The organism is Turicibacter sp. St.80E1, from assembly GCF_059728495.1.
Genome location: NZ_AP039386.1, coordinates 647,461 through 665,473, shown reverse-complemented (window position 1 = coordinate 665,473; position 18,013 = coordinate 647,461). Strand labels below are relative to the sequence as shown.

Here is an 18,013-nt window from a genome sequence, read left to right as displayed (position 1 = left end):
AATTCCTCTACAATTTTACAAAAAAACTTTTTTCTGTCAATATACCACAAAAAAATACATTTATGGAATTTATGCTTTTAATAATATTTATGACAAATAATCCCTTTCTCTTTCAACGACAAAAAAACACTTAAACGCCATTAAGCCTTTAAGTGTTTTTTTATTTCATCACATGGATCAATTATTCAGGTAGATAATTTTTACGTTCTGCAATTTCATCTACTAAGAAATGGATAAATTCTTTTAATGGTAATGTTGTTGTTTTTTGTTCTCCAAAGCGGCGGAATGTCACTTCTTTATTCGCAACCTCTTTATCTCCTAAAACAATAGACATTGGAACCTTTTTAGTTTGTGATTCACGGATTTTATATCCCATTTTTTCTTCACGATCGTCTAATTCGAAGCGAACTTTATATTTACGTAACTCTTTCGCTACTTCTTGCGCATACTCTAAATGATATTGGTTATTTACTGGAATCACAGTGACTTGTGTTGGTGCTAACCATAATGGGAATGCCCCTTTATAAGTTTCAATTAAGTAGGCCATAAAACGTTCATATGTTCCGATTAATCCACGGTGCATAACGACAGGACGCACTTTTTCTCCTGTTTCAGAAACGTATGTTAAATCAAAACGTTCTGGTAATAAGAAGTCTAACTGAATAGTTGACATAGTGATATCATGTCCTAATGCTGTTTTAATTTGAATATCTAATTTAGGACCGTAGAAGGCTGCTTCTCCTTCCGCTTCAATAAACGGAATATTATTTTCAACTAATGTTTCACGTAACATTGATTCTGCTGTTTCCCACATTTGATCATCATCAAAATACTTTTCTTTATTTTGAGGGTCACGAAGTGACAGACGATAATAGTTAATTTCCACTCCGAAATCTTTGATTACTCGGTGAATTAACTCTAAGCAGCGTGAGAACTCTTCCTTAATTTGATCGGGACGAACAAATAAGTGAGAATCTGTTAATGTCATCGCACGAACACGTTCAAGACCTGTTAACGCACCTGAAGCTTCAAAACGGTGTTGAATAACTTGCTCAGCATAGCGAATTGGTAAATCACGATATGAACGTAATTTTGTTTTATAAACCATCATATGATGCGGACAAGACATTGGACGTAACACAAGTTCTTCATTATCCATCTCCATTGGAACAAACATATCTTCTTTATAGTGTGACCAGTGTCCTGATGTACGATATAGATCAACTGATCCAAGAACCGGTGTCGCTACGTGTTGATATCCGTATTCTTCCTCTAAATCGATAATGTAACGTTCAATTTGTTGGCGAACTTTCATTCCGTTTGGTAACCAAATAGGTAATCCCTGTCCAACTAATGGACTGAATGTAAATAATTCTAATTCACGTCCGATTTTTTTATGATCGCGCTCTTTACGCTCTTCTAAAATACGTAAATGTTCAGCTAATTGATCTTTTGTATTCGCAGCTGCCCCATAAATACGTGTTAACATTTTATTATCGCTGTCTCCACGCCAATAAGCACCAGCCACATTTAATAATTTAAAGAATTTAATATCTTTTGTATTTGCAACGTGAACCCCACTACATAAGTCAGTGAAATCACCTTCTGAATAAGTAGTAATCACTTCGTTAGCTGGAATAGCGTCAATTAATTCTAATTTATATTCATCGTTTGCAAATAACGCTTTTGCTTCCTCACGGCTTAATTCATGACGAACGATGGGTAAGGCTTCAGAAGAAATTTTGTGCATCATCTTTTCAATAGCCGCTAAATCCGCCTCTGTGATTTTTGCTTCTGTATCAATATCATAGTAGAACCCATCTTCAATCGCTGGACCTACCCCAAATTTTGCATCTGGATATAAACGTTTAACAGCTGCCGCCATTAAATGCGCCGCTGAATGGTTGATAATTTCCCATGCTTCCGGACGATCATTTGTAATTAATTCAATTTTGGCATCTGTTTCAATCGGACGAGTGAAGTCATATAAATGTCCGTTCACCTTTGCAGCCACGCATCGTTTGCGTAATCCTGGTGAAATAGATTGTGCAATCGCCTCAGCAGTTACTCCTTTATCAAATTGTTTTACATTTCCATCAGGGAAAGTAATGTTAATCATAATATTTCCTCCTTTTTGTATCTTTTGATAACGGGAGCGATTATTTTGACAATAAAAAAAATCGCTCCTAATCTTTACAAGTAGGAACGATTAAAATCGCGGTACCATCCTAATTCCGATAAGTTAATTCTTATCAGCAACTTAATTTCGCTTTAACGCAGCAAACGGGAATCTTTTTCAAGTCCAGTTCAAAGGGAGTAATTTAATAAGCGTTCTTAGTAACCTTTCAGCTAATAGTCACTTCTCTAAAAAGACGTTTTTATTAAACCGTATCCTTTTCAAAACCTTTAATATTTATTTATATTATATCACTGAGTCATATTATAATGCATGATTTTTTTAAAATCAAGAAAAAATCTGATGATTTCATCGTTTTTGTCGATAGTTTGTTCCTGCAATTTTAACGGGGACGGTTAAGGCCTTAATTCGTTCTAACACACGTGCTCCTTTAATCTCTTCGACTTCACCTTTTTGCGTATATGAATAGTGATGCTGCAATTGTTGGTAGTCTAGATTAGAACTAAAGAAGGTTGGTAGCCCCTGATGCATGCGATAATTCAAAATGCGTCCAAGGACTTCATCCCTCATCCAACTCGTCATTGACTCACTTCCAATATCATCAAGCATGAGAATCTCAATCTCTTTGAGTTGCTCAATCTTATCGTAAGCACCATTCGTTTCACTATTAAAGCCTGATTTAATTTCAGCAATAAGTTCCGGAAAGTAAACGAGCCCACAAACAATTCCTCGTTGCGATAAAATATTAGCTATTGCACTTAACATATACGTTTTTCCTGTCCCAAACGGTCCATATAAATAAAGACCTCTTCCCTTTTTGGTCGACATATATTCGTTAATAAATAACGTCGCTTTTTCATAAAATTCCACCCGTTCAGGGTCCATAATAAATCTTTCGAAATTAGCGTTTAAAATGTCTGATGGCATATGAAAACTTTTAATATTTTCTAAATGACGTTGATTTAAAGCATATTGGCACGGCGTATATGACACCTTTAACTGTTTATGGACCGGCTTTAACATCGGATAATGCCCCTTTACCGGTTGGCAACAGTGATCAATCCCTTTACATCCCTGACACTTCTCTTTATTTCTTAAAAACTCATCTAAATCAGAAATATAACTCGAAATTAATGAAAGTTCAATTTCATCGCCATACTGGCTTAACGCTTCTTTAATCGATGGATCATCAATAATTTCACGATAGGCCTCCTGAGCATTTTTAGGTTTTGCCATTAACTCCCCAATCCGTTGCATCTTGCTCACCCTTTCTTATTTAAAAGTTGATTTTGTAATTCTTTCATACGTTCAATTTTTTGAAGGTCATCATCTGACAATGATTTTTTGTCTTCCTGAGTGGCCCCCTGCTCTTTTAACCAATCTGGAACTTGCTCTTTTCTAACGACACGCGTTGGTTTTGCATAAACTTTATTCGCGGCCGGAACAGTTTTTTCAAGTTCCCTTTTATGTTTCGCCTTCAACGTTGCCTTAACTTGAGCAATCGCCTTTTCCGTCGTGTCAATTTCCTTACGTTGCCACTCACCTGCAATTTTTTCCACGAGTTGTTTTGGCAAACGACCATCTGAAATATTTAGCACATAGTCAATTAAAACATTGACGACCCCGGCAGCCATCTGTTGATCAACGACTAACCATTCAACTAATTGGCGGTCCGCTGGAACGGGTTCCTTCTGATGTTGCTTAAAGCGTAAAAATTCTAGTGGATGTTGAGAAAGAACAAGCAAGAGTTGCTTTTCCTTAGACAATTGCTCTTGTTCCGGGGTGTGTGATAAATTTTCGGGATTCACTTGAGGAACCTCTACAACTTCTACAGGTTTCCCCTTATTTAAAAACTGAAAATACTGTTTAGCCTGTTTTCTAAAAAGCTCTAAGTTAACAAAGCCATCTGTATCTAAAGCATCAAAAATAAGTCTTGCCAACTCGTGCTCATCTAATTTATATAAAAATGCAATTCGATTAATTTGATCGAGTAACTTTTGAGAAACCATTGTCTCATCCATCCCAAATTGGTGCAACAAAGAAAATAACAGCTCTTTATCAAAGGATAATTCTAGCGTGACCCCTTTTTTATCCGTTTGATTGGTAGGGAGCGGACTCGCCTGTAGCATAGCTGACGAACGCATTAAAATAGTTGTATCAAATACCTCGTTAAATGGCTTAGAGATATTTTCTCCTTCTATTTCAGGCACTTCTTCGGCAAAGAGCCGTTTTAATTGTTGATACTCAGGATGCCCCACCTTTAAGTTAAGAAAAACATTAATGATCCCGTCATTAAAAAATTCCTTCGCTTGCATCGGCTTCCTTACAGAATAAGCGAGCGTCCCATCTCCTTTATGACAATACACCTGGATCAGTCCGACCGCTTCTAATTTATGCCTAAACTCAATTAAATCATCCATCGAAATATTTAACATCTGTAATAAAAAATGGTGGGCATACTCCTCCCCTTGTCCTCGTGTAGCTAACGTATTTAAAGTTAAATAAAAACTAGTTGCCACAGGACCGATGAGGGGTTGGTAAAGTAAAATTAAAATTTGTAACTCTTCCGTCGTTACCCGCTGTATCCCATACAATTTAAACTTCGTATTTGGTTTAACACCTTGTGTTGACACCGCAAACACTCCTTCTATCTAAACAGAAATATCTTCTTAATTTCCCCCCCTCACCTCAAATAATAGCACCTCTTTTTAGGCCAACAAAAAAAGGGGTGCTTGCGCTAAGGGGGCTTCTCATCATACATCAGGAAAACCATCACTAACTAGGGCGTTTAATACGTTCGATCTAAGAATGTGATAGCGACTAAAAGTGGTCGCGCGAAAAAATTTGACTTTCAAAAACGCCACCGAGTGTGACCTCTTTAAAACAACGAAATCGCGCATCAGCACGTTAAATTTTCCAACCGAAAAAGCCACGAACCTCTCTTCAACTAGCGCCATCAAACACCCAAATTAACCGCACCATCCTTTTTGTGAGGGGCTCCCACTTCATCATTATTTCTCCATTCTATCTCTCACTTTAATCCATCACGACTCACAACCATCCAAAAATTAAGGCAAGTGGGCACGCCCACCTCTTAAAACACCTGACAAGCCCGTTCCCATAACACTTCAAATAAATGATCAAATTGTTCTCTAAGTTGTCCCATGGTTCCATTATTAATCAACACGTAATCAGCACGTGCTCTTTTCTCATCTAAAGACATCTGAGAATTCATTTTAGCTAACGCATACTCCCGATCAATTTGATCCCGCTTCATCAATCGTTGAAGTTGAACATCAGGCGAAACATAAACAACAACCGTACGGTCTACTAACGCTTCAAAACGACTTTCAAAAAGCAAAGGGATATCTAATACAACAAGTCCCTCGCCCACTTTTTTTAACCGCTCAATCTCTTCTTCTAATTTTGCTTGGACAAGCGGATGAATCATCGCATTTAAACGCTCCTTCGCCTCCTGATCATAAAAAATTATTTTTCCTAAAACGTCTCGTACAAGTTCTCCGTTTTCGTTTACAATAGACGCCCCGAACTCCTCCGCTAATTTTAAGACAAGCGGACTATTCGGACGTTGTAAATTTTTCACTATTTGGTCAGCGTCCAATACAACGATTCCTTTTTGTAAAAACCATGAAGATATTGTACTTTTTCCCGACGAGATTCCTCCCGTTAATCCAACGACTAACATTAATTACTACTGCTACTTAAAACATCGACAAAAAATAGATCGCAAAAAAGTTTCACTCGTTTAGCGCGTCTAATGAGAGCAATTTAACCTGACTGCTTCCATTCCATCAGACACCCGCGCTTCCTCCTCATCTCTTTAACGTTTTACCATAAACATTAATCTTATTTAATAAAAGTTGTAACGCCCTTGTTCACGTCGTCGGGTTGACGATGAGTGAGTCCCTTATAAAACCTTATCACCTCTCGCGATTAGTTCACTACATTTTGTCTCGTAGCAGTCCCTCCTCTCTTTTTAAAAGTTCCTAGTGGCTTAGGCCTCCCACTTAAATAGCTACCACTTCTTTTTAACGATACCCATTAATCCGTTGATGAACCCCGTTCGTTTTCCTTTATATTCAAACGCTGACAGTTCGGACAAAGATAAGTTCCCCGACCACCAACTTTGATTTTCTCAATTTCACTTTGACAGGTTGGACAAGCCTCACCTTGCCGTTGATGAACGAGTAATTCGTTTTGAAAAGAGCCAAGCACCCCATGAGAGGAACTAAATGTCCGAATCGTCGTCCCGCCTAATTCAATGGCACGCGCCAAAACCTGCACCGTATATTTTACCACATTCTCCAAATCTCTGTCCTCTAAATCCGAACTTGGTGTTAAAGGATGTAATCGCGCACGGTAAAGCACTTCATCAACGTAAATATTACCTAATCCACAGACGACGCTTTGATCAAGAAGCAAACTTTTGATAGGTTTCTTTTTATTTTTTAACTTTTCTTTTAAGTAATGAGGGGTAAACTGCAAAGAAAAAGGCTCTACTCCTAACACTTTAAATGGAGGGGTTTCCTCTAAATTGATGGACCGATCGTACAAGTGATATGTTCCAAATTTTCGCGTATCCTGATAAAGCAATCGTTTGCCTCCATCCAACGTCATGACTACATGGACATGTGGATTCAACTCAAAATCTGGCTGAACAACAAAATACTTTCCTTCCATTCTAAGGTGTGAAAGCAACACATAATCATCCAAATAAAAAACAAGATATTTTCCACGCCTTTTAATCTCTTGAATGGTTTGACCCGTTAACTTGTTTTTAAATTCTTCTACCTCCATATTTTTAACCATCGGCTCATATTTCACTTCAACTCCCTGTATTTGTCTCCCTTTTACTTGTTGACAAAGGGCATTCTTTACATTTTCAACCTCAGGTAATTCTGGCATGTGTTCCACCTTCTTTCTTAACAACCCCTTTAGCTGTTCAATCATGTGCTACCCGGCAAGGAGCACCTGCATTGAATGGGCCCCTATCGGGCATAACTTCCATTTTTATTCGTCATGGGATGCAGACGTGACTGCTTCGCATGTTTAAACTCCAATAACCCCTTATCTTTCCTCTCCTTATTTCCAAGGAAAATATGTTAACTTCTAAAAAGGGCACTCGCCTCTCGTGCCCCTTTCATCATTATTTTGCATCATACCAGGTTGGACCATACGAATAATCGGCTTTTAATGGAACCTTTAATTCAACAACGTCCTCCATCGTTTTTGTCACTAACTCAATCATCAAGTCTAATTCATTCTCAGGAACTTCAAATATTAACTCATCGTGTACCTGTAATAATAAACGTGACTGTACCTTTTTTTCCTGCATCATACGGTACACGTCGATCATTGCCTTTTTGATAATATCCGCTGCTGTCCCTTGAATCGGTGCATTCATCGCTGTTCTTTCTCCAAATTGTCGAATCGCATAGTTTTTTTGCGTTAGCTCTGGAATATAGCGTCGACGATTAAACAACGTCGAAACATAGCCATTATATTTAGCTTCCTTGACAATATCCTCCATATACTGGTGAATGCCCGAATACGTTTCTAAATAATGATCAATATATTTTTTTGCCTCTTTTTGAGTGATATTTAAATTTTCAGATAAACCGAAAGCACTCATTCCATAAATAATTCCAAAGTTAATGGCTTTTGCAGAACGTCTTAAATCTGATGTCATCTCTTCCTCTGACACTTTAAAAACATCCATTGCCGTTTTCTTATGAATGTCATCCCCTTGTTTAAAGGCCTCAATTAATGACTCTGTATTTGAAATATGAGCCAAAATACGAAGCTCGATTTGTGAGTAATCGGCCCCTAAAATCAACCAACCTTCTTGACTTGGGACAAACGCTTTTCGAATCATTCTTCCCTCTTCTAAACGAATAGGGATATTTTGCAAATTAGGTTCAATCGATGACAATCGACCTGTTTGGGTTAACGCTTGATTAAAAATGGTGTGAACCTTCCCATCGTCATAACACGCCTTTTTTAAACCTTCAATATACGTAGAATATAATTTACTCAATGTTCGATACTCCATGATTAAATGAATAATCGGATGTTCATCACGCAATTTTTCTAGAACATCGGCATTCGTTGAGTAACCCGTCTTCGTTTTTTTAATCACCGGCAATGATAACTTTTCAAATAGTACCTCTCCTAGTTGTTTAGGGGAATTAATATTAAACGACATTCCTGTCTGTTCAAAGATAGACGATTCGAGCGCTACAAGGCGAGACTTCAACGTTTCTCCCATCTCCTCCAAACCATTTAAATCAAGTGCCATTCCGTTAAACTCCATCGTTGCTAAAACATCGGCCAATGGCATTTCCATCTCTTCAAATAGTTCTAGTTGCCCCTGTTCACGCAGTTGCTCAAGAATTTGATCTTTTAGCTTAAAGACTGCCGTTGCAATATCGATCGCGTAACGCGCAACCTTTTCTGGTGCGGCAACGGCACGCTTAGCCCCTTTCCCGTAAACCTCTTCATCGTATGATACCTCATCGTAATCATAATGCATAACAACCTTTTTAAATTCTCGACTACCATTCGTTGGGTTAAGAATATACGTCGCTAATAATAAATCAAAATCAACCCCTTCTAATGGTAAGCCTTCCCACATGAGTGCAACACGCGAGCGTTTCACGTCAAAAATAGACTTCTTATACGTCGAACAACTTAAAAATGAAAGGAACGCCTCACTCTTTTTCGCAAGTTCAAATGGAACATAATAAGCCTCTTCTTGATTAACAACTGCTATTCCTAAAATCGTGCCTCGATGATAATTTTCCTCGAAGACCTCTACGTGAATAGCACTATCTTGATAAGTTAACTGATCTAACTCTTGTTCACTTTGAATGATTCGAATAGGGAGCTGTGGTTTTGATTCTTTTGACTCCTCCATTTTTATCTTCTTCAAAAAGGCATTAAACTCCATTTCCTTAAAGAAGGCCATCAATTCTTCGACATGGGGTCCCTCGTAACGTAAATCATCAAAGGTTAGTGGAAGCGGGACTTCCTTATGAATAGTCGCCATTCGTTTACATAATAAGGCCTGTTCAACGTTTGCCTCTACCTTTTCTCGCATTTTACCTTTTAACTCATCTGTATGTGCCACTAGATTTTCAACCGTGGTAAATTGTTTTAATAATTTAATCGCGGTCTTCTCACCCACTCCAGGAATTCCTGGTAAATTATCCGAAGGGTCCCCCATCAACCCTTTTAAATCTACAATTTGCTGAGGAGAAACTTCATATTTTGCAAAAACTGCGGCCTCATCAAACGACTCAATGTCTGTCACACCTTTACGTGTAATATGAACAATCGTTTTCTCGTCGACCATTTGCAGTAAATCTTTATCCCCCGTAATAATATGCACCTTGTCAAAATTATCACCTTTCGCCTGCGTTGATAAGGTTCCAATAATATCATCGGCTTCATAAGTTGCTAACTCTAACCGCTTAACCCCTAAAAGGTCTAAATATTTTTTAATCAAATTAATTTGTGAACGCATCTCATCTGGCATCGGTTTGCGTCCATCTTTATAACTTTCTAAAAATTCATGTCTAAATGTCGTCTTACCAGCATCAAAGGCGACCAACATATGCGTATGGTTATAATCATCTAACACCTTATTCATCATATTTACAAATCCGTATAAAGCGTTTGTAAATATTCCTGTACTTGTTTTCATGAGGTTCCCGCTATATGCCGTCGCATAATAGGCGCGATACATCAAACTATTTCCATCGATTAAAACTAACGTATTCATTGCATCAATCCTTATCCATAGCATATTTTTATGCCTTACTTACTATACTGTACTATTATTTTAGCACATCAAAGCAGTTTAAAACATATTTTTACAAGGATGGTGTCAAGATGAAACAAAATATGAATTCAATCACTTCACAACTCTTTTTATTTTTTAACATTACACTCCTCTTTACTTTTCCATTAACCCAACAATCTCCTTTAATCGTGCGACTTTTCTCAGGACACACCCTGCTTTTAACTCAATTGATTCCTGCGTTCAGTTACCTTCTAATTCTAGGCGTTAGCTTCGGAGTAGAGAAAACGGAGTATCTTAACGTCATCCGAATGTTATGTACCCTATTTTTCATTTATCACCTCGTTCAATTGTTCTGCTAACGACGAACATTCATCTATTTCTATAAAAAAACGACAACCTTTATATGATATAATAGCTTATATAAACAGTTATTTTGGTAAAGGATGAAATATGATGAAAAAAATCCAGGTCTATCTACTCACCATCACAGTCATTGTGATTTCACTCTTCGTGTATTTTATGTTAAATTTCAGGCAAGGCATCCATATCGAAGAGACCATGATTACCCACTCAACCATTCCGGCACGTTTTAGTGGGACGCGTTTAATTCAATTGAGTGACACTAAAATCAAAACAAAAAAAGACCTTTCACTTTTAAAAAAGACCGTCGAAGAAATAAATAAACTCGGCGCAGATATCGTCGTCTTCACGGGGGACTTATTCGAAAAGGGAGCCATCTCCTCTGACCTATCTAAACAGGTAGAAAAAACTTTATCTGAGCTCAATCCCTCGCTTGCAAAGGTTGCCGTTTTAGGCGATACCGATTTAAAACAAAAAAAAGAAATTACAAAAATTTTAACGGGATCGTCATTTAAAATCCTTCGCAATGAATCCATTGAACTTTATAACGGAAGTAGCGAGGGCATCCAATTAATTGGGATTGACTCTTTGTCAACGACACCCGATTTAACACATATTCTTGAAAAGGAGTCCTCTTCAGAAATGTTCCAAATTCTCCTTCTTCATGAACCCACACTTGCAGCTAAGGTCACTGACTATCCAATTAATCTCCAACTTTCAGGTCACTGCCAAGGAAATTCAACTAAAAATGGTTGCACACAGTTTTATAACGGAACTTATCCTTTTGCAGATCAACTCATTTTAAATGTTAATCCGGGTCTTAAAGAAAGAAAAGGTATTTTTTCTTTCTTCTCCCGACCAACGATTCATTCTTTTTTACTCATTCAATCTTAATAGTGGGGCAAACAACTCTTTCGTTGCATATGATAACGTAGGACTGCAAGATAAAGGAGGAGTTTAAATTGATGCCAGTAAATTATCATAACGGGGTTCCAGTCCAAGTCCCTTATCGATCAACAGCACCACTTACTCAACAAGTCCCTAATCTCTCAATGATGCCTGAAGTAGGACAGGATGAGCGATGGGGATTCTTACCTTTTGTTGGAGGGTTAGCGTTAGGCGGATTACTATTTAACGGATGGGGAGGACGCCCTTGTTGTGGAGGCGGTGGATATTCTTATCCTGCGTACCAACCAGTTTACTACCAACAACCGGTTTATTATCAACAACCCGTTGTCTATCCTGCCTACCAACAACAGCAACAACAAGCGCAAAATGGATACTATGGACCTTACAATCCCGTGATGCCAAGTGAAACGACGATACTAGAAAGTAATAAATACTATTTATCATAAAAAAAACAGCTCAATTAAGAGCTGTTTTTTTGTTTTCCTCCTAAGAGAAAAACATGATAATTAAAGATCCCCAAACAGTTAACAAAATATTTCCGATTGCATAAGGAATCGTATAACCTAATACGGGGGCATTACTATTGGCCTTTTCACATAATCCCCCTAATGCTGCCGTAGTCGTTAAGGCACCTGCCGTCGCCCCTAAAATGACGGGTGGAGAAAATTTAAACACATATTTTCCTAATAAAATACCAAATAATGAGGATACAGCTGTCACAATAAGTCCCGCTAAAAAGAAAATCAATCCCGAACTTTGTAACCCTTCAATAAATCCTGGTCCAGAGTTAATTCCAACAACCGCGACGAAAACAGCCAATCCTACGTTGCTTAAAAACCATGTGGCAGCCGGTGGAATTTGTCCCATCGTCGGCTTCCGTGAATGAAGATAACCACAAAGTAACCCCATGATTAATACACCACCACTTGTTGAAAGCGTAATCCCAATCTTACCAATCATTAACGCCGGTATTCCAATCAGACCACCTAAAACAATCCCAAGTCCCATAAAAGTTACATCGGTTTCATCTGTCTTTACAACTTTTTTCCCAACAAACGGAAGAACTGATTCTACACAACTCGTCGGCCCTTCTAAGCAGAGGACATCCTGTTTACCAACAACTGTTCCTTGATGGTAATGAATGAACTCCCCGTGGCGTTTAAGTTTTGAGACTAATACACCCTTCTGCAAGGCCTCTTTTTGAATTTCCTTCATCGTTTTTCCACATGAATCTGATTGACCTATATAAACCTCTACAGTGTCAGATTTCAGCTCTTCTAAGCGATGATCAAAAATTTCTTTTCCTAAGCCTCTCCATTCAACCTGTGCGGCATCCTTCCCTTTAAAGGCAATCGCCAAGCAATCATTTGCTGCTAAAACCATCTCTTTAGCCGGAAAAATAAACGAGTGATGACGTTTTGGGTTCATGACATACAAACTGACATCAATTTCGTCATCCAATGGCCATTCAAGATCAGCGACAGTCTTTCCAACCCATTTTTCGTCGACTTCATAAAGACGATAAGATACCTCACCCGTTTGCACGCCATCGCCTACTGACTTCTCTTCCATTTTAGCTTGTTGGTCAAGCTCTAAACACGCCTTCTCCAAATCAATTTTTAAAATTTTAGGACCAAATGTCGTGAGAATAAACGTACATCCGATGGTTCCAAAAATATAAGTAACAGCATACCCTACAGGAACAAAATCCATCATCATTTTTTGATTAGAAACATCTAATCTTGAAAGGGCATCTTGAGCCACACCAATCACCGAGGATTGTGTTAACGCCCCTGCTAAGAGTCCCGAGGCCTGTCCAGCATTAAAATTCATTAACTTTCCAATCGTAATCGTAAAGATAAATCCAAAAAGGCAAACCATGCAGGCGAAAAGAACTTGAGAAAATCCTTCCTTCTTTAAGCTTTTAAAAAACTGTGGGCCCGCATTATAACCTAGCGCAAATAAAAACAGTAAGAAGAAAATAGACTTGACCGTATTATCTACCGTAATCCCCAATTGACCTACTAATACACCAGTCATTAAAACTCCTGGAACCGTTCCAACTTTAAATGAACCAAAACGAATTTTTCCAACCTGATAGCCAAAAGCTAACGTTAAAAACAGTGTTAATTCCGGATATGTCCTCAATACCTCGATTAACCATAACATATTAGTCACCCCATCACACATTTTTTAAGATTACAATTCCTATAGCAGATTAAATTCAAAAATACGATTTCGTTATTTTTAAGAACCTCTTTGCGATGAACCAAGTAACCTTCTAGACATTCATTTTTATTATAAATGGTATTAACATAAAATTAAAGAATATTTATCCAAATTTCTAGCCTATCTTTTATATTTCTACATCATGCTATAAAATTCACCCTTATCCCCATTAAAAAGGTTACCCCGTATAAACAGGGTAACCTTTTTAGCTCTATTTTTTAAAGATGTAATCAAAAACTCCTTTATTAGCAATCGCTTCATAATATTCTGCCTTTACGCTATAATACGCTTCAACATTTTGAACATATTCATGATGTGTAGTAGCTAATTGTGAAAACAATTGATTAAGTTGTTGAAAGTATCGAACCGTCTCACTGACTTTAGAATGATAAAACATTTCTTGAAGTGATTCTAACTTATTCATTAACTCGTCAATTTCTCCATTTAGTAACGTTAAACTTTCTATCCGCTTTTGTTGATTTTCTGATAATTGTTTTCCTAACGTCGAAAGGGGCTTAGATAACTTTGATGAAACGGAGTTGATATGATTAAATTTCACCTTAACTAGCCTTTCATTCATCGCATCAATAACGTCATCTCTATATGCCTTTAATTCGGCGTACTGCGCATTAAACGTGGAAAATAACTCATCCATATCTTCCTCTCCATCGTATGTACGGCCAATTTCAATAATCTGTGACGTTGTCTTATTTAGTTCATTTAATATCTCCTCTATCGTTTGGGGGGATTTTTTTTCAAGAGAGATTATTTCTTCATCTATGCGTTGATAAAATTGTAACACCTCAATTTCAGGGAATTTATAGGTCATTGCAAAGTAGATTCCCATCGCAACGATTCCCCCTAAGGCTATCCAAAATAAACTAACTTTCTTCATCCAATCACTCTCCCCCTATATTTCATCGCTACCTACTAAATTTTTAACGATATGATAATCTGGATTGTAGGGTAAAAATTCATACCCTAGCTCCATATAATACTCAATCACTTTCGGTAACACCTCTACCGTTATATCTTTTTCATGAAATAAAACAATTGTATTTTTAGGATAATTCCAAAGGTTCATGCAATATTCAATATTTTTCATAATCCCTGTGACGGTAGCTCCTGACTCCCAGTCTAGTGAGTCCACATCCCAATCCCAACATTTTATTTTTGCCTCCTTTAACGCCTCGATATGACCGGCATTAAACGTTCCACCACTCCCATATGGGGCACGGCACAGTTGACTCATAAAACCGCCCGTCACTTCCTTAATAAGCTGCTGTTCCTCTAATAGCTCCCCGACGAAATTTTCCCCACCTTTTTCTTTATCATATAAGTAGGAATAATTATGGGACATTGAATGCATTCCAATGTAATGACCGGTATCTGCCATTCTCTTCAAAACCTCATTTGATTTACTATAGCCCTCAATCGCTGAACCTAACACAAAAAAAGTTCCTTTAACGTCATATTGATCAAGAACATCCAATATTTTATCGGCGTTCTTGCTCGGTCCATCGTCAAATGTTAAATAAACAAACTTCGCTTCCTTGTTATGCCAACTCTCAATAGGCGGTATATCCTCAAATGTCAACTCCCCTTTGTTCTGCGTCAGAATACTTAAGTGATGAACCTGATAAAAAAGATTAAAGAATAACCCTCCGACCAACATGATAAATCCTATTAAAATAATAGTAATGTAACCCCTCGGATTCGTCCGTCCCCTTTTCAATCGGTTCTTACCCAACTCATACGTTTGCCTTGCCACTCCATTCCCTCCATTCATTCAATTTCTTTATCTCTATACTACTCTTTCCCCTGCCTGATTTCAATAAATTACTTTATTTTTCAAAAATAAACAATTTATCATCGTTTAGCTTTCCTTTTTTATCTCCATAATAGTGTTATCTAGTTGAGTCCACAATCAAATTCATCTCCCTCACAATATGGCATAAAGACATATCCTAACTCTCTATAATAATTGAAGACCTGTGGTAAAGTTTCTAAAGTTAATTTCTTTTCGTGAAATAGTAAAACAACTTCATCAGGGTAATGTGCCATCTCTAAATCTTTCACGACTTGATCCATAATTTCACTCGAACTTGACTTAGCCCAGTCTAACGAGTCAACATTCCAATCCACGCAGTTAAGTCCAGCATCTTTTATAGCCTGGTAGTGTGCCTTCGTAAAATGACCTCTACCTCCGTAAGGTGGGCGACAAAGATTACTTTCAAATCCGGTTAATTCCTTAACCTTTCCTCTTACTTCTAACATTTCATTAACAAAGTTATGAGCCGCATCTGGTGAATTATATAATTTATCTAAATCGTGAGTCATACTATGTAATCCTATATAATGACCATGATCTAAAATTTCATTCAAAATTTCCCCCGAATGAGGGATATTATTAATACTTTCACCGATGACAAAAAATACGGCAGGAACCTGTTCTCTTTCTAATAAATCTAATATTTCTTTTGTATACTTAGACGGACCATCATCAAATGTTAAATATGCAACTTTATCAGGTTTAGGTTCATGATAAATAAAATGGTCAATGCGATCCTCAACAGTAGCCGATTTAACGGTAGGACAACAAACCGATAATAAACAACTTAAGAAAGAGAAAAACAAAAAAAGATGCAGTTTATTATTAGTCAATAGCTTTCTCATTATATCAACTCTTTTCATTAAACTTCTTTTTTAGTATGGACGAGTTCTATTTAAATTATATCCTTATTCCAATAAAAAAAGTGTGAAGAGAAAATCTTCACACTTAATTAATTATTTTTGGATATTTTCAACTAATTCGATAACTTCTTCTACTGTTGATTTGTTTAACGCTTCAGCAGCTAATTCTGCCATTTCAGCTTTTGATAATTTACTGATTAATGAACGAGCAGGTAAGATAGAAGTTGCAGACATTGAGAACTCATCTAATCCTAATCCTAATAATAATGGAATAGCAGTTTGATCTCCGGCCATTTCACCGCACATTCCAGTCCATTTACCTTCCTTATGCGCTGCATCAATAACCATTTTTACTAAGCGTAAAATACTTGGGTTATATGGTTGGTATAAGTATGATACTTTTTCGTTCATACGGTCAGCTGCCATTGTGTATTGAATTAAATCGTTTGTTCCGATTGAGAAGAAGTCTACTTCTTTTGCGAATTGATCAGCTAATACAGCTGCAGATGGAATTTCAACCATCATTCCCACTTCAATCTCATCAGAAACTGTTACACCTTCTGAAACTAATTTCGCTTTTTCTTCTAATAATAAAGCTTTAGCTGCACGGAATTCATTTAATGTTGCAATCATTGGGAACATGATACGTAATTTACCGTAAGCACTTGCACGTAATAAAGCACGTAATTGTGTACGGAATAAATCTGTATCATCTAAACATAAACGAACCGCACGGTAACCTAAGAATGGGTTCATTTCTTTTGGTAAGTGTAAGTAAGGTAATTCTTTATCTCCACCGATATCTAACGTACGAACAACAACAGGTTTTTCTCCCATCGCTTCTAATACTGCTTTATAAGCTTCAAATTGTTCTTCTTCAGTTGGGAAGTTGTCACGTCCCATATATAAGAATTCTGTACGGTATAATCCAACAGCTTCTCCACCGTTACCTAAAACACCTTCTACATCGTTTGGTGTTCCGATATTCGCTGCTAACTCTACGTGTTGTCCATCTTTAGAAACCGTTTTCTCATTTTTTAACTTCGCCCATTCAGCTTTTTGAGCTTCGTATGCTTTCGCTACTTCTTCATAATGAGAAACTTGATCAGCAGATGGATTAATAATAACGTTTCCTTCTAATCCGTCTAAGATAATCATATCTCCATCTTTAACGTCTTCTAAGATTGTTTTCGTTCCAACTACAGCCGGAATTTCTAAAGAGCGAGCCATAATCGCTGAGTGAGACGTGCGTCCTCCGATATTAGTCGCAAATCCTTTTACAAAGTTACGGTCTAATTGAGCTGTATCAGATGGCGTTAAATCTTCCGCAATGATAACAACTTGTTCATCGATTGTACTTGGATCGTTAACTTTAACCCCTAATAAGTGTGCTAAAATACGTTTTTTGATATCTTTGATATCAGCTGCACGTTCACGGAAATATTCATTATCCATGCTTTCAAACATCGTAATAAACATTGTTGAAACTTCATCAAATGCATAAGAAGCGTTTACGCTTTCTGCTTTGATTTTATCCGTCGTTTGACTTAATAATTCAGGATCGTTCGCCATATTGATATGTGCATCAAATACAGCTGCCTCTTCCTCACTTAAATTTTGTGCTGCTTTAACTTTAATTTTTTGTAACTCTTCAGTCGTTTTAACTAATGCTTCTTTGTATAAGTTAATTTCTGCTTCTACATCTGCAATTGTAGATTTAACCACAGTTAATTCTGGTTCAATTAATTTAAATGCCTTCGCAATGGCAATACCATTAGATGCTGCAATACCTTTAATATTCACAATGCTACCCCTTTCATTTTTCAATGATATATACTTAATTATTATATCAGATAAAA

Annotated in this window: 13 protein-coding genes and 1 other annotated feature; of the genes, 2 read left to right on the top strand and 11 right to left on the bottom strand. The window is 37.2% G+C overall.

The window, feature by feature from the left end; translation table 11 throughout:
• Nucleotides 1–181 precede the first annotated feature (181 nt).
• The 6 genes from thrS to polA form a co-directional block, all read right to left on the bottom strand.
• Entirely contained in the window at nt 182–2,119 is a 1,938-nt protein-coding gene (thrS, locus tag AC6I0I_RS03065; RefSeq protein WP_262950836.1) for a threonine--tRNA ligase, read from the bottom strand.
• Between the two features lie 79 nt (nt 2,120–2,198).
• Nucleotides 2,199–2,410, bottom strand: a binding site (T-box leader).
• Between the two features lie 75 nt (nt 2,411–2,485).
• Nucleotides 2,486–3,394 carry a primosomal protein DnaI gene (gene dnaI, locus AC6I0I_RS03060; protein WP_262950835.1) on the bottom strand — a complete coding sequence of 303 codons (909 nt, stop codon included), beginning with the start codon at nt 3,392–3,394 and terminating at the stop codon, nt 2,486–2,488.
• Between the two features lie 5 nt (nt 3,395–3,399).
• The gene (locus AC6I0I_RS03055; protein ID WP_262953462.1) at nt 3,400–4,770 is read right to left on the bottom strand and encodes a replication initiation and membrane attachment family protein; all 1,371 of its coding nucleotides are present in this window, start codon (nt 4,768–4,770) and stop codon (nt 3,400–3,402) included.
• A 461-nt stretch (nt 4,771–5,231) separates the two neighbouring features.
• Entirely contained in the window at nt 5,232–5,843 is a 612-nt protein-coding gene (gene coaE, locus AC6I0I_RS03050) for a dephospho-CoA kinase (RefSeq protein WP_262950831.1), read from the bottom strand.
• Between the two features lie 356 nt (nt 5,844–6,199).
• Complete coding sequence (gene mutM, locus AC6I0I_RS03045) at nt 6,200–7,063, bottom strand: DNA-formamidopyrimidine glycosylase (protein WP_262953463.1); 864 nt, start codon at nt 7,061–7,063, stop codon at nt 6,200–6,202.
• 241 nt (nt 7,064–7,304) lie between these two features.
• Nucleotides 7,305–9,941 (bottom strand): DNA polymerase I, encoded by a 2,637-nt coding sequence (gene polA / locus AC6I0I_RS03040; RefSeq protein ID WP_262953464.1) that lies wholly within the window; start codon nt 9,939–9,941, stop codon nt 7,305–7,307.
• Between the two features lie 474 nt (nt 9,942–10,415).
• Here polA and AC6I0I_RS03035 point away from each other — a divergent pair, with 474 nt between their 5' ends.
• Complete coding sequence (locus AC6I0I_RS03035) at nt 10,416–11,216, top strand: metallophosphoesterase (protein ID WP_262953466.1); 801 nt, start codon at nt 10,416–10,418, stop codon at nt 11,214–11,216.
• Between the two features lie 71 nt (nt 11,217–11,287).
• Nucleotides 11,288–11,677 (top strand): hypothetical protein, encoded by a 390-nt coding sequence (locus tag AC6I0I_RS03030; protein WP_161831564.1) that lies wholly within the window; start codon nt 11,288–11,290, stop codon nt 11,675–11,677.
• Between the two features lie 40 nt (nt 11,678–11,717).
• Here AC6I0I_RS03030 and aspT read toward each other — a convergent pair whose 3' ends face one another.
• The 5 genes from aspT to ptsP form a co-directional block, all read right to left on the bottom strand.
• A complete protein-coding gene (aspT, locus tag AC6I0I_RS03025) occupies nt 11,718–13,400 on the bottom strand; it encodes an aspartate-alanine antiporter (protein WP_161831563.1) in 1,683 nt (560 codons plus the stop codon).
• A gap of 271 nt (nt 13,401–13,671) precedes the next feature.
• Complete coding sequence (locus AC6I0I_RS03020) at nt 13,672–14,355, bottom strand: hypothetical protein (RefSeq protein WP_161831562.1); 684 nt, start codon at nt 14,353–14,355, stop codon at nt 13,672–13,674.
• Nucleotides 14,356–14,370: 15 nt separating this feature from the next.
• Nucleotides 14,371–15,231 (bottom strand): polysaccharide deacetylase family protein, encoded by an 861-nt coding sequence (locus AC6I0I_RS03015; RefSeq protein WP_262950824.1) that lies wholly within the window; start codon nt 15,229–15,231, stop codon nt 14,371–14,373.
• Nucleotides 15,232–15,371: 140 nt separating this feature from the next.
• A complete protein-coding gene (locus tag AC6I0I_RS03010; protein ID WP_161831560.1) occupies nt 15,372–16,136 on the bottom strand; it encodes a polysaccharide deacetylase family protein in 765 nt (254 codons plus the stop codon).
• A gap of 111 nt (nt 16,137–16,247) precedes the next feature.
• Nucleotides 16,248–17,957, bottom strand: a complete 1,710-nt coding sequence (gene ptsP, locus AC6I0I_RS03005) for a phosphoenolpyruvate--protein phosphotransferase (RefSeq protein WP_161831559.1) — start codon at nt 17,955–17,957, stop codon at nt 16,248–16,250.
• Nucleotides 17,958–18,013 lie beyond the last annotated feature (56 nt).